12 protein-coding genes are annotated in these 13,644 nt (G+C 61.7%); 6 read left to right on the forward strand and 6 right to left on the reverse strand.

Going from position 1 to position 13,644, the window contains the following annotated elements:
• The first annotated feature begins 81 nt into the window (after nucleotides 1–81).
• Both QQL76_RS12000 and QQL76_RS12005 read left to right on the forward strand, forming a co-directional pair.
• Nucleotides 82–1,347: a benzoate/H(+) symporter BenE family transporter gene (locus tag QQL76_RS12000; protein ID WP_499207834.1), complete on the forward strand. Its 1,266-nt coding sequence runs from the start codon at nucleotides 82–84 to the stop codon at nucleotides 1,345–1,347.
• 539 nt (nucleotides 1,348–1,886) lie between these two features.
• A complete protein-coding gene (locus QQL76_RS12005; RefSeq protein ID WP_499207835.1) occupies nucleotides 1,887–2,276 on the forward strand; it encodes a glycosyltransferase in 390 nt (129 codons plus the stop codon).
• A 161-nt stretch (nucleotides 2,277–2,437) separates the two neighbouring features.
• Here the strand turns inward: QQL76_RS12005 and QQL76_RS12010 are convergent, their stop codons facing one another.
• The 3 genes from QQL76_RS12010 to QQL76_RS12020 are packed head-to-tail and all read right to left on the reverse strand — an operon-like array spanning nucleotide 2,438 to nucleotide 4,364.
• A complete protein-coding gene (locus QQL76_RS12010; RefSeq protein ID WP_499207836.1) occupies nucleotides 2,438–3,172 on the reverse strand; it encodes a hypothetical protein in 735 nt (244 codons plus the stop codon).
• A gap of 21 nt (nucleotides 3,173–3,193) precedes the next feature.
• Nucleotides 3,194–3,928: a HupE/UreJ family protein gene (locus tag QQL76_RS12015; RefSeq protein WP_499207837.1), complete on the reverse strand. Its 735-nt coding sequence runs from the start codon at nucleotides 3,926–3,928 to the stop codon at nucleotides 3,194–3,196.
• Between the two features lie 58 nt (nucleotides 3,929–3,986).
• On the reverse strand, nucleotides 3,987–4,364 hold the full coding sequence (locus QQL76_RS12020) for a hypothetical protein (RefSeq protein ID WP_499207838.1): 378 nt from the start codon (nucleotides 4,362–4,364) through the stop codon (nucleotides 3,987–3,989).
• Nucleotides 4,365–4,466: 102 nt separating this feature from the next.
• On the opposite strand from QQL76_RS12020, the gene QQL76_RS12025 reads away from it, so the two are divergent.
• The 4 genes from QQL76_RS12025 (at nucleotide 4,467) to QQL76_RS12040 (ending at nucleotide 9,412) form a co-directional block, all read left to right on the forward strand.
• A complete protein-coding gene (locus QQL76_RS12025; RefSeq protein WP_499207839.1) occupies nucleotides 4,467–4,745 on the forward strand; it encodes a metal-sensing transcriptional repressor in 279 nt (92 codons plus the stop codon).
• Nucleotides 4,746–4,757: 12 nt separating this feature from the next.
• Nucleotides 4,758–6,080: an MFS transporter gene (locus QQL76_RS12030; RefSeq protein WP_499207840.1), complete on the forward strand. Its 1,323-nt coding sequence runs from the start codon at nucleotides 4,758–4,760 to the stop codon at nucleotides 6,078–6,080.
• Nucleotides 6,081–6,124: 44 nt separating this feature from the next.
• Nucleotides 6,125–6,847, forward strand: a complete 723-nt coding sequence (locus QQL76_RS12035; protein ID WP_499207841.1) for a nickel/cobalt transporter — start codon at nucleotides 6,125–6,127, stop codon at nucleotides 6,845–6,847.
• Between the two features lie 246 nt (nucleotides 6,848–7,093).
• Nucleotides 7,094–9,412, forward strand: coding sequence for a heavy metal translocating P-type ATPase (locus QQL76_RS12040; protein WP_499208362.1), 2,319 nt, complete (start codon nucleotides 7,094–7,096; stop codon nucleotides 9,410–9,412).
• A 33-nt stretch (nucleotides 9,413–9,445) separates the two neighbouring features.
• Here QQL76_RS12040 and QQL76_RS12045 read toward each other — a convergent pair whose 3' ends face one another.
• The 3 genes from QQL76_RS12045 to QQL76_RS12055 all read right to left on the reverse strand — a co-directional run bounded on the left by QQL76_RS12045 (nucleotide 9,446) and on the right by QQL76_RS12055 (nucleotide 13,640).
• Nucleotides 9,446–9,910, reverse strand: coding sequence for a c-type cytochrome (locus tag QQL76_RS12045; protein WP_499207842.1), 465 nt, complete (start codon nucleotides 9,908–9,910; stop codon nucleotides 9,446–9,448).
• A gap of 201 nt (nucleotides 9,911–10,111) precedes the next feature.
• Nucleotides 10,112–10,480, reverse strand: coding sequence for a hypothetical protein (locus tag QQL76_RS12050; RefSeq protein ID WP_499207843.1), 369 nt, complete (start codon nucleotides 10,478–10,480; stop codon nucleotides 10,112–10,114).
• A gap of 19 nt (nucleotides 10,481–10,499) precedes the next feature.
• Entirely contained in the window at nucleotides 10,500–13,640 is a 3,141-nt protein-coding gene (locus tag QQL76_RS12055; protein WP_499207844.1) for an efflux RND transporter permease subunit, read from the reverse strand.
• Nucleotides 13,641–13,644 lie beyond the last annotated feature (4 nt).

The following is a 13,644-nucleotide window of genomic DNA, read 5'->3' on the forward strand; positions in this document are numbered from 1 at the left end:
AGCCGGGCCCGGCAAGCGGGTCCGGCATTTTTTTCACCGGGCCGCACCAGGGGACGCGGCCCATTCTGGGAGGAATTTTCTATGATTACGGAAACAAGACGCATCATCGAACCGGCACCGGGCTTCGCGTCCGGATTGCGCGACTTGCCGAAGCATCTGACGGTGAAGTCGTTCAGCGCCGGCCTTGTCGCCGCGATCTTCGGTTGCTCCGGCCCGGCGCTGATCGTCATCGGCGCTGCCAATGACGGCGGCCTGACCAGCGGCCAGACCGTCGCCTGGCTGTTCGCCATCTATTTTCTCGGCGGGTTGATCAGCCTGTTCCTGGCATTGCGCTACAAGCAGCCGGTCACCGGCGCCTATTCGATCCCCGGCGCCGCGCTGGTTGCCGGTTCGCTCGCCACCTTCTCCTTCGACCAGGCCGTGGGCGCCTTCATCATGGCAGGTGTGATCGTCTTCGTTCTTGGCATTTCCGGCCTCATCGGCAAGGTTATGCGCTGGATCCCGATGCCGATCGTCATGGCCATGATTGCTGGTGCGCTGATGCGCTTTGCGACCGGCGCAGTCGGCTCGCTCGGCACCGCACCGCTGATCGCGGGCGCAGCCATCATCGCCTTCTTCGTGTCGATGCGCATGACAAAGACGATCCCGCCGGTGCTTGCGGCACTCGTTGCCGGCCTCATCGCCGCTTTTGCGACCGGTTCCGTCGGCGGCGCTGCGACCGACATTGCCTTTGTCTTCCCGGAATTCACTGCGCCGACCTTCACCTTCGACGCTTTCCTCGCGATTGCCGTGCCGCTGGCACTGCTCGTCATCGGTGCCGAAAATGCGCAGGCGACCGGTGTGCTGATGGCCGAAGGCTACAAGCCGCCGATCAACATGATGACCGTGATCTCGGGGGTAGGCGGCGTGGCTGCTGGCCTTCTCGGCGGCCATAATGCCAACATCGCCGGCCCGATGACCGCGATCTGCTCCTCCGAGCAGGCCGGCGACAACAAGGAAGGCCGGTACGCCGCGACAGTGGTCAACGGCATTCTGTTCGGTACCTTCGGCATCGTCGCCGGCGCAGCTGTGCCCGTCGTCATGTCGCTCCCGGGAGCGCTGATCGGAACGGTCGCGGGTCTCGCGATGATCGGCGTGCTTCTCGCTGCCCTTCAGAACGCGTTCGGACGGTCACTCGGCAACCAGACCGGTGCCTTCGTTGCGCTTGCCGTGTCGCTCTCCAACATCACGCTGCTCGGCATCAGCGCTCCCTTCTGGGCGCTCGTGGCAGGCGTGATCGTCTCTGCGGTTGTCGAACGACACGCATTGACCACGACACGCGCCGAAGGAGCAGCAGGCGCCAGCTAAAGCGCCTCGCGTACATAGCGTCCGGCCAAGTAGGGCCGGACGCTAGACGCATCGCCCGACGATACATCCAGCGATACATGGAAACCAGATTCCACCTCAAAACTCCTTTAAAAGGAGCTGCAGGAAATGATTTCCCGAACCGGATCAGCCTGTTAGCTAAAATTGAGGTAGAATGCGCCAGGATATGGCGGAGAGGAAGGGACTCTAACCCAATTAAGCCAAGAAGCAGCTCCGGCGGACCAACCCCGCAGCAAATGCCATCAGCGATACATTCGAGGCTACATAGCACGATACATCGGCCATGGGAGCCCTTCGAAAAAGGACATTGGGGGTAGGGCGATAAAAGCTGGGAAATCGTTTCCCACGGCAGAATTTGGGCCGTCACCAGACGGTCCGCTTCTAGGCGCCGAGGGCTAAATAGCTGCCGTTAAGATTGGGCAAATATATACGACGGCTTACGACCGACAGCTGACAATCGGGCCTTGGTTTCGGTCTTAACGTAAGCAGACATTTCTCGTCGTGTATTTTATTCTGACACCATGCGGATCGCGATCCATACGCTCGGTACACGCGGCGATATTCAACCCTATGTCGCCCTTGCTCGGGGTCTGAGGGCCCGAGGTCATGAGGTTCAGCTTGTTGCTCCCATCCAGTTCTCCGGGATGGCCGCAGAGCATGACGTTCGCTTCATGGGCCTGCCGGCTGAATTTCTGGCGCTGCTGAACACTGCTGAGGGGAAAGCAACTGTCGCAGGAGGAAAAGGGTTCAGAGCTGGCTTCAAGCTTCTCAAACAAGTCCGACCGCTGATGAGGAGACTGCTTGATGCCGAGTGGCAGATAGCTTTCCGCTTCAACCCGGATGTGATCGTCTATCATCCGAAATCGATTGCAGCGCCTTACATAGGCACGAGCTGCCGAACCAAAAGCTGATGTCGCTTCCGCAGAGAAGAGCCGCACCAAATAGCCTCATATGTTTTTCGAGACGTCATTGGCTGCGACTGAGCGCGCGTTTCTCCAAAGTGCTCTTGGGGGGTCAGCCGCCGTTCAACCTCATCAGGTGGCGGCGCGTCTGCACGCGCCGCCATCTTAACTTAGACCAGCCGCTCGATGGCGGTGTAGGTCCCGCTGGTGCGCAAGGTCAGCGATACGGGTGCATCGCCACGATTGCGCCAGAACCAGCCGTGCTTTCCGGTGAAGGCCGCTTGGAGCTGACCGTCATCGGCGGCAACGCTACGACCCTTTTCGTAGCTGATGTTTTGCCCACTGCCATCACCATGCGTGTCGTAATTCACGGTGCCGCCTTCTGAGACGGCCCATGCGAAGGCCGCAACCTCACCTTCGACCATGGTCAGCTTGATCTCCGCGCCCTCGCCGGGCTGGAGGACGATGGTCATCTCATCCTGGCGCTGCTCCTGCGCTGCGGCGGGCGAGACGATAAGCGCGCCGATCGTGCCGAGGATGCTGGACTGGCGCTCGGGTGCCGGTGGTGCCGGTGGCGGCGGCGGAGCGACAGGGGCGACGACCGGGGCAACCGTGGTGGTTTCGGTGCGCGTCGAAGAACCAGTATCGACCGCAGTCGGATTGGCACGGTTTGCCGCGTCCATCGCAGCATCGGCTTCCGCTTCCTCGGCGAGCTGCATCTTGATCTCGCCCATCTCGGTAAGATTGAGAGCGGTGCCGACGCCGGTCGGATCAATCCCGTATTCGGACGGAAGCACGACGGTAACGAGGAGAGCTCCCGCTGAGACGATGGCGATCGCAGTGGAGCGCAGAAGCTTGCCAGTGGACGGAAGTTCCGCGCGGGTGGGCATGTCTGTGTTGTACATGGAATTATCCTTTCAGATGTCTCAGGAGACGACGTAGCCAGCGACCTGGTAGCCAAATAGCAAGAAACCAGCGGTCATCATCGCGACGTTGGCGGTATAGGCATGGCGGAGGAAGCTTGGACTTCTGCGCCAGAACCCCATGACGATCAGGATGGCGCCCAAGGCGAGAAGCTGGCCGATCTCCACCCCGACATTGAAGGCCAGGAGGTTCGGAACTAGGCCATCGGGCGCGATGTCGTATTCCAAAATCTTGGTCGACAGTCCGAAGCCGTGGAAGAGACCGAAGATCAGCGTCGCAGCCTTGGTGTTTGGCTGAAAGCCGAACCAGCGCTGGTAGGCGCCCATATTGTCGAGCGCCTTGTAGACGACCGACAGGCCGATGATTGCATCGATGATGTAGCTGTTGATGCCGATGTTGAAGTAGACGCCGAGAAGCATGGTCGTGGAGTGACCGATGGCAAACAGCGTCACGTAGATGGCGATGTGCTGCATCCGGTAAAGGAAGAAGATCACGCCGAGCAGGAACAGGATGTGGTCGTAACCGGTGACCATGTGCTTGGCCCCCAGATAGATGAACGGAATGAGGTTCACTCCGCTGATTTCCTGGATGTAGCCTTGATCGCCGGCGGTGACCGCGTGGGCCAGCGCCGAGGACGCGCAGGCGATCATCAAGCCGAGCGCGATGAGTCCGGTCGTGAGGTGGGGAGCGAACGCCGAAAGCGTTCGACCGACACCCCGAGAAGGTGGTCGTGTCATGGATCGATATCCGCATTGAGGAAGAACAAGCCTCGGTTTTCCAAGGCCGAGCTATCGCTCAGGCGCGTGGCGGTCGATCCAGTTCGAATATCTGCAATGGGAGAATGTCGTAAAAGCTCGCGACATCCCAGCTCTCGTTGGCGGCGGCAAGCATGGATGGCGTCGCGGGCGGGTCGCCTGGCGTGTCGTGCAAATGGTCCGACGCATCATGACCGTGGAGATGGCCCGAGTGGGCCTCATCGCTCCAGCCATCGTCATGGGAATGCCCGTGTTCTGCAATTTCTGCGGAAAGCGCCTGATGGCGTTCGGCCTCTGCCTGCGCAACCGTGAACGGATCATGGGACATTGATCCCGTCGGCGGCGCCAGCATAAGCGACAACGCCATTGCACAGGCGATGACGACGCGCAGCGCGACGCTCTGAAGACGGTTGACCATAATACCAGCGATACCCCGCGATGGTTAAGAGAACCTTTCCCGCGATTCGGTGGCGAGATGATGGCGCTTGCCCCATCCTCCCGGGGGGGATAGCTTCTTGCAATGACTCATGCCGACCTTCATGCCTCTCACCCCGACATCGTCAAGCGCCTCAAGCGCGCTGAAGGACATCTCAAGAGCATCATTGCGATGATCGAGGCGCAGCGTCCGTGCCTCGACATCGCGCAGCAGATGCACGCCGTGGAGAAGGCCGTTCAGCAGGCCAAGCGGACCCTCATTCACGATCATCTCGATCATTGCCTGGGCACACCGAGCAACCGCGATGCAGGTCCGGACCGCCAGTTCGTCGATGACCTCAAGGCACTGGCAAAATATCTCTGAAGGCATTTCCTCATGATTGCCGTTCTCAAGAACCGCACCTACCGGCATCTCTTCCTGGCCCAAATCCTCGCGTTGCTCGGCACCGGGCTTGCGACGGTGGCGCTCGGCCTGCTTGCTTTCGATCTGGCCGGCGAGAACGCGGGCGCCGTGCTTGGGACCGCGCTTGCCATCAAGATGGTGGCCTATGTCGGCGTCGCGCCGATCGCTGCTGCCTTTGCCGAGCGGCTGCCGCGCCGGACAACGCTTGTCGTGCTCGATCTGGTCCGGGCTGCTGTGGCCGTGCTGCTTCCGTTTGTTTCGGAAGTCTGGCAGGTCTATGTGCTGATCTTCGCGCTCCAGTCCGCGTCTGCTGCATTCACGCCGACGTTTCAGGCAACCATTCCCGACGTGCTGCCGGACGAGAAGGACTATACGCGGGCGCTTTCCCTCTCCAGGCTGGCTTATGATCTGGAAAGCCTCGTCAGCCCCATGATTGCCGCCGCTCTCCTAACCGTCATCAGCTTCCACAATCTCTTTGCCGGCACGGTCGTTGGCTTTCTTGCATCCGCAGCCCTCGTGCTGACGGTCCTTCTTCCGAGCCCGAAGCCGAGCAAACCTCGCGGCATCTACGATCGCACCACGCGCGGCATCCGCATCTATCTCGCCACTCCCCGCCTGCGCGGATTGCTGGCCATCAACATGGCCGTTGCCGGCGGCAGCGCATTTGTCATCGTCAACACCGTCGTCTACGTCCAGGCGATCTTCGGTCTTGGGCAGAGCGAAACGGCTGGAGCGCTCGCCGCTTTTGGCGGCGGGTCCATGGCGGTTGCGCTGTTGCTGCCCAGATTGCTCGACAGCCTCGCCGATCGTCCCGTGATGCTTGCAGGTGCCTCGGTGATCACGATCGCCACAGGTGCCGCCGCATTCATTCAGTCCTACAGCCTGCTGCTTCTTGTTTGGGCCTTCATGGGCATCGGCTTTTCTCTCGCGCTCACGCCTTCCGGCCGGCTGCTCAGGCGCTCGTCCCATCCGGAAGATCGTCCGGCATTGTTTGCCGCGCAATTCGCCCTGTCCCATGCGTGCTGGCTCGTCACCTACCCGCTTGCGGGATGGGCCGGCGCCAGCCTCGGGCTGCCGGCCACGGCCACGATCTTGGCTACGATCGCAGTCGCGGGCGTGACCTGTTCGGCCATGCTTTGGCCTGCCGGCGACCCTGAGATCGTCGAACACGACCATGCGAACCTGCCGGCTAGTCATCCGCACTGGACGCAAGGCGGGCATGCAGGCAACCGACGCCACGCCCATGCCTTCGTGATCGACGATCTTCACGATGCGTGGCCACAAGCGCGCCCTTGAAGAAGCGCCAATCCGGCCCGCATCGGAAAGCGTAAACCACTCCGTTGCTCGTCCAGAGCCTGATCGACATCCAGCGCGACATCTATCTGACCTTTGCCGACACGATCCGGGCATTCGCGTCCGGCGGCGGATGGCTGGACCTGGCGACGTTTCTGCCGATGACGATAGTCTTCGGCGCCGTCCATGCGCTGACGCCGGGGCACAGCAAGACGGTTCTGGCGACCTATCTCGCCGGATCGACGATCTCTGTCCCACGCGGTCTGGCGGTTTCGCTGACCTTGTCGTTTACCCATGTCCTGATGGCCGTGATCATCGCGCTGTTCTCGCTGCCGCTCATTTCCATCGCACTCTGCAGCGTCGGTCGCGCTCCTGCCATGGAAAATGTCAGCCGCGGTCTCCTGGGCCTGATCGGACTATGGATGCTGTGGCGCGCGGTACGTGGGCACCGACACGGTGATGGTGATAACAAAGGCTTGCTGGTCGGCATCGTCGCCGGGCTGATCCCGTGTCCGCTCACGTTGTTCGTCATGATCTTTGCAATGCAGCGCGGCGTCACCGAGGCTGGGCTGGCCTTCGCCGCCATGATGATGCTCGGCGTCGCAACGACGCTTTCGGCTGTTGCGCTGGCGACTGTCTTCTTCCGTCAAGCGATTGCAGCCTTGATTGCGTCACATCCCTTGCTGCTTAACCAGGTGAGCCGGGTGATCGAAGGACTGGCCGGTCTGATTCTGGTCCTGATCGCGTTCCGGACAATCGCGGAACCCTAGATAGCGGACGCATGTTTTCCAAGACGACTTACAATTTCTCCTGAAATGCTCGAACTCATTGGCCCGCCGAATGGTTGGCAACGATCGACTTTTCTACCGACCTCAGAGCTTGACCTTCCAGCAACAGAAAGGAGCACAGTGATTATGAAGGCCGGCGCATAGGTCTTCACGCGGCTATGACCGCGAAAGGAGAACATCATGTCCACCGTCGATCCTCACGAAGGCCACCTGCATTCAGACGCCGAAATGCCGACGCACCAGGATGAACCTGCAAGCGGCCCGACGGCTATCGACCCCGTCTGCGGTATGACCGTAAGCGTGAAGCTGGACACCCGGACAGAGAACTTTGGTGGCGAAGACTTCCATTTCTGCTCAAGCAAGTGCCAAACCAAGTTCCAGGCGGATCCCTGGTTCTATGCCTCAGGTCGAGCCGCAGGACGGAAGAAGGCGGCCCCTGCCAACGTCCAATACACCTGCCCGATGCATCCCGAGATCATCCGCGATGCGCCGGGATCCTGCCCGATTTGTGGAATGGCACTGGAGCCGATGGTCCCCTCGGACGAGTCCAGCGAGGAACTGACCGACTTCACGCGTCGGATGTGGATTTCGGCGGCGGCGGCGGTGCCGCTCATGGTGCTGACGATGGGCGAGCTTGTCGCCCTGCCGGTGCGCGACTGGGTCGGGCATCAGACGGCGAGCTATCTGGAGTTCGTGCTGGCGACGCCGATCGTCCTCTGGGCCGCGCTGCCGTTCTTCCGCCGCGGCTGGGACTCGGTCCTGAACCGATCGCCGAACATGTGGACGCTGATCAGCCTCGGCGTTGGGGCGGCCTTTCTCTATTCGCTGGTCGCCACGTTCCTACCGGGCTTGTTTCCAGACCAGTACCGCATGGGCCACGGCGTCGGCACATACTACGAAGCGGCCGTCGTCATCGTGGCTCTGGTCTTCGTCGGCCAGGTTCTCGAATTGCGGGCGCGCGAACGCACCGGGGACGCGATCCGCGCGTTGCTTGATCTCGCACCGAAGACCGCGCGGCGCATCCTGCCGGATGGCACCGAATACGACGCGCCGCTGGAGAACATCATGGAGGGCGACCGGCTGCGGGTGCGCCCCGGCGATGCGGTCCCGGTGGACGGGACGGTGATCGAGGGACGCTCGTCCCTAGATGAAAGCATGCTGACCGGCGAGTCGATGCCCGTGGAAAAAGGCCCTGGCGACGCCGTGACTGGGGCCACGATCAACAAGAACGGCAGCCTCGTGATCGAGGCAGGCAAGGTCGGCGCCGATACCGTGCTGGCTCAGATCGTAGCCATGGTCTCGAACGCCCGCCGGTCGCGCGCGCCTATCCAGGGACTGGCCGATAGGGTTTCCGGGGTGTTCGTGCCGACGGTGGTGGTCATCGCCATTGTCGCCTTCATCGTCTGGCTGACTGTGGGGCCCGAGCCTGCACTGGTGTTCGCCATCGCCTCGGCGGTGTCGGTGCTCATCATCGCCTGTCCCTGCGCGCTGGGGCTGGCGACGCCGATTTCCATCACCACGGCTGCGGGACGCGGCGCGCAGGCGGGCGTGCTGATCAAGGATGCCGAGGCGCTGGAGCGCATGGCGGCGGTCGACACGCTGATCGTGGATAAGACCGGCACCCTGACCATGGGCAAGCCGAAGCTGACGGATACCGTGGTGTTGGGGGATATCGCCGAGGCCAGCCTGCTATCGCTTGCGGCCGCGCTCGAGCGCGGCTCGGAACACCCACTCGCCGAGGCAATCGTCGAGGGATCTGAGGCCCATGGGGCGCCGCGTCAGGAGGCCGTGGATTTCCAGGCGGTCACCGGCAAGGGCGTGCGCGGCACGGTCGGCGGGCGGGAAGTGGCGCTCGGCAATGCGGCGATGATGCGCGAGATGGGGGTGGACACAGGTCTGGCCGAAGCGAAGGCCGACGGCCTCCGCGCCGAGGGCAAGACAGCGATGTTCATCGCGTCAGGCGGCGTACTCGTTGGTATCGTGGCTGTGGCTGATCCGATCAAGGACAGCACCGCACAGGCGATCCGCGAACTGCATGCGCAAGGGCTGCGGGTCATCATGGCGACCGGCGACAATGAGCGCACGGCGCAGGCGGTGGCAAGCAAGCTCGGAATCGACGAGGTGCGCGCCGGCGTCCTGCCCGAGGACAAGAAGGAGCTGATCGACCAGTTGCGCCGCAACGGCCACAAGATCGCGATGGCCGGCGACGGAGTGAACGATGCGCCAGCGCTCGCCGCCGCCGACGTGGGTATCGCCATGGGCACCGGAGCCGATGTGGCCATGGAAAGCGCCGGGATCACCCTGCTTGGCGGCGACCTCTTGGGGATCGTGCGAGCGCGCAAGCTCGCGCGCGCCACGCTCCGCAACATCAAGCAGAACCTGTTCTTCGCCTTCGCATACAACGCTCTCGGCGTCCCGGTTGCGGCAGGGCTACTCTATCCGGTCACCGGCATGTTGCTGTCACCAATGATTGCAGCGGCGGCGATGAGCTTGTCGTCCGTGTCGGTGATCAGCAACGCGCTGCGACTGCGGCGGATCGAGCTGTGAAATACTGCGGACGTCTCAAGGAGTCTGAAGCGGTCAATTGACAGCGACCGCCTTCGATCTTTGCGCCTGCGTTTCTCGAATATCTTCCGGCCACGTAGACTTGATATAGTCGAGGATGGCCTTGATCTCACGGTCGTTCAGCGCCGAACCAAAGGCCGGCATGCCTGACGTGAACGTTACGCCCATATCATCAAGCACCGCCTGGCCACCGCGGGTAATGTAGTCGAGCAGCATCGTATCGTCGTGGTGCCAGGTGTGCCCGGTCTCGTCATGGGGCGGCGCAGGATAGAGGCCGTTGGCATCAGGGCTGCGCCAGTCGGGCTGTCCCTCAAGGTTAACGCCATGGCAGGTGGCGCAGTGCTCCACGTAGAGCACTCTTCCCGTGACCGTGTCCGCCTTTGCGAAGTGCAGAAAACTCGCGGAAGTCATCAGCAAAATACCGAACGTCAATGTTGCGGGAGTTATATGCCTGACATGATACATTGGTTCCCGGATCATCGGGTTGCTCTCCAAAAGTCGTCTAAGCGTCATGACGACCAACGAGTGACAGAGAGCGGACACTGCGCGCCAAAGTCTTGATGTAAATTTGCTGGCGCCCAAGCCGCGACATCCAAAGCGACAAGGGCCGCCAACGCGACGCATCCGCTCTTACCAGGCCTACTCCGTATCGCCGGCAGCCCTCCGTTTGGTCGGGTATGGTCACTCGAACTTGGCTTGCGACGTAGCCCCATCTGGCGCCGTCAGTTGAACCGCACCTTTGACCGGAGAAGCAACTGGAGCTGCCGCCTGTCCCAAGAGTTGCGAACCGCCCGAGGGCTCCAGAGACACCCTTTGAGGCTTGCCTCCTACAATAAGGATAGCTGTACCTTTGAATCCTTCGCTGGGCACGGGCGCGTCGGACGCATCGCTCAGATAGACTTCGACACTCGTGTCTTTGGTGACGAGTTCGACATGATGCGTTCCTGCATCGACCAACGTGCCGCCATTGGGACCCGGTCGAGGTTCATGCGCATTCGCAATGCCGGGCATAGCCAGCGCTGCAGCGAGGGCGAGGATTCGGGAGTTCATTGTTGGTTTCCTTGTTTCTTCAGAAGGATTGCGGAACTGCGCTCGTGGGCATGGTTGCGGTCTCGCGTTCAACGCGCGCGGCATCGACCAGTCGCTTCAATGACTTCTCGCCATAGCGCAGGAAGAGGACAGGCGTCAGGAAGGTGTCCAGCAGTGTCGATGACACCAGTCCCCCGAAGATCGTCACTGCGACAGGATGCAGGATTTCCTTCCCGGGAGACGACGGATCGATCATCAACGGCACGAGCGCGACGCCCGCGGAAAGCGCGGTCATGAGAACAGGCGTCAGACGCTCGAGGCTCCCCCGGACCACAAGATCGCGTCCAAAGGGTAAACCCTCATGGATCGCCAGATTGATGTAGTGACTGATCTTGAGGATGCCGTTCCGTGCCGCGATGCCCGTCAGCGTGATGAAGCCGATCATCGAGGCCACCGAAAGTGGTTGGCCCGAAAGCCAAAGCGCGGCCACCGAGCCGATCAGCGCGAGGGGCACGCTGCCCATGATGATGAGAGCGCAGACCGCCGATCGGTAACGGCTGTAGAGAATGGCAAAGATCATCGCCAGCGAGATCAGGGAGAGTGCGCCGATCGTCCTGGTCGCTTCCTCCTGAGCTTGGAACGTTCCCTCAAGGCTTGTCGAAAAGCCCGGCGGCATCTGCGCCGCCGCGATCTCGCCGCGGATGCCTTCAATCACCGCGGCCATATCGGTTTCTCCGTCAGTGTTGGCCAGCACCACCACGCGCCGGCGCCCGTTCTCGCGAAGGATTTGATTGGGGCCATCGGTCTCGCGGACGTCAGCAAGCTCGCGCACAGGCACCCAGCCCGCCGGTGTTTCGATCAGGAGGTCCCCAAGCGACTGCGTCGTGCGCGCGGTGTCGTCCAGCCGCAGGACCACCTCATAGGATCGATTGCCGTCGACGAGACGGGAAACGACACGTCCGTTGGAGAGTTGCTCCAGTTCCTCGGTAATCTTCGCGGGCTGAATCCCGTAGAGCGCCGCACGATCGTAATCGATATGGATTTCAAGCTGCGGGATGCGCACCTGCTTTTCGACCTGCAGATCGACGATGCCAGGAACATTCTCCATGCGTCCGCGCATGCTCTCGGCAAGCGATCGCAACGTGTCGAGGTCGTCGCCATAGATCTTGAGCGCGATCTGAGCCCGCACACCAGACAGCATGTGATCGAGGCGGTGCGAAATCGGCTGTCCGACGTTTACGGAGACCGGAAGGACTGCCAGACGCGAACGGATGTCCGCGACGATTTCCGTTTTTGCTCTTCCCTCGATGAGATCCACCTCAATCTCCGAGGAATGAACGCCTTCGGCATGCTCGTCGAGTTCGGCGCGTCCCGTCCGGCGGCCGACGACACGAACCTCCGGCACCTCCATGATCAACCGTTCGGCGATCAGCCCGACGCGGTGGGACTCCGCGAGCGAGATGCCGGGGTTGAACGCCATCGAGATGGTCAGTGTCCCCTCGTTGAAGGGGGGCAGGAAGGCGCGGGGCAGCGCTGTCGCGGCTACCACCGCAGCGACGACACCGATCAACGCTATTCCCATAAGCATGCGCGGCCAGCGGAAGGCACGCTCGAGAAGCGCCTTGTTGCCGCGCTTGAGCCACCGGACAAGGAACCCCTCGTGCTCATCGAGCCGCTTGAGGCTCGGCAAAAGGTAATAGGCCATAACCGGGGTCAGCGTGATCGAGACGACGAGACTTGCTAGGATGGAGATGATGTATGCCTGGCCGAGAGGAGCAAAAAGGCGTCCCTCGATGCCGGACAGGGCGAAGAGTGGTACGAAGACCAGAACGATGATGACCGTCGCGTAGACGATACCCGACCGCACCTCCTGTGAAGCACTGACCACCACGTCGAAGGTGGATCGCGGGTTGCCGAGCTCCCTGTTTTCGCGCAGGCGCCGGAAGATGTTTTCGACATCCACCACCGCGTCGTCGACGAGTTCGCCGATGGCGATCGCCAGACCCCCGAGCGTCATCGTGTTGATGGACAGACCCATCAAGTGGAAGATGATGGCAGTCGCAAGGATCGAAACGGGAATTGCGGTGAGCGAGATGACCGTTGTTCTGACATTCAGAAGAAAAGCGAACAGGACGATCGCGACGACGACGATGGCCTCCAGCAGGACCGTCTGCACGTTGGAGATCGAGGTCTCGATGAAGTCCGCTTGCCGGAATAACACCTGGTCGGCCTTGATACCGTTCGGGAGAGAGGCGCTTATTTCGCCGAGCGCCGCTTCAAGTTGGCGCGTTAAGCCGATCGTATCGACATCGGGCTGCTTTTCGACCGAGATGATGACGGCCGAACGGCCCATATAGCCTGCTTCGCCGCGCTTCAGCCGTGCGCCGAACGAGACGTCCGCAACCTGATCGAGAAGAATTGGCTGTGTGCCAATGTTGGCGACGACAATGCTGCGCAGGTCGTCGAGGCTGAGTGTCCGACCGATATTGCGGATCAGGTACTCGCGTGCGTGCTGGTCGGTGAAGCCGCCACCGGTGTTGGCGCCGAAAGATGTGAGCGCCGCTTCGACCTGTTCGAGTGTCACACCGAGAGCGCGCAGCGCTGCCGGGTTCGGCGCGATCCGGAACTGGCGAACCTCGCCGCCGATGGGGATGACCTGTGCGACGCCAGGAACGGCCAGAAGACGCGGCCGGACGAGAACATCGGCCGCCTCGCGCAATTCCATGGGCGATACGCCGTCCGGCGCCGTCATAGCCACCAGCATGACCTGGCCCATGATCGACGAGATCGGGCCCATCTGCGGTGCGACGTCCGGCGGCAGCTGGTTTCGCACCAATGCGAGACGTTCCGCGATCTGCTGGCGGTTCAGATAGATGTCGGTGTCCCAATCGAACTCGACATACACGATCGACAGCCCGACCCCGGAAACGGACCTGACACGGGAAACCCCCGGCAGACCGTTCATCTGCGTTTCCAGGGGATAGGTGATAAGTTGCTCGACCTCAGGTGGTGCCAGTCCCTCCGCCTCTGTCATGATTGTAACGGTCGGACGATTCAAATCCGGGAAAACGTCGACCGGCAGACGCATGGAGACGAAGGCGCCGTAGATGACGAGGACCGTCGCCAGGGCCAGGACAAGCATGCGGTTCCGCAGCGACTGCGTGACAAGAAACGTAAACATTTTT

It is taken from the genome of Rhizobium albus (assembly GCA_030160035.1).
Taxonomy (GTDB): domain Bacteria; phylum Pseudomonadota; class Alphaproteobacteria; order Rhizobiales; family Rhizobiaceae; genus Georhizobium; species Georhizobium albus.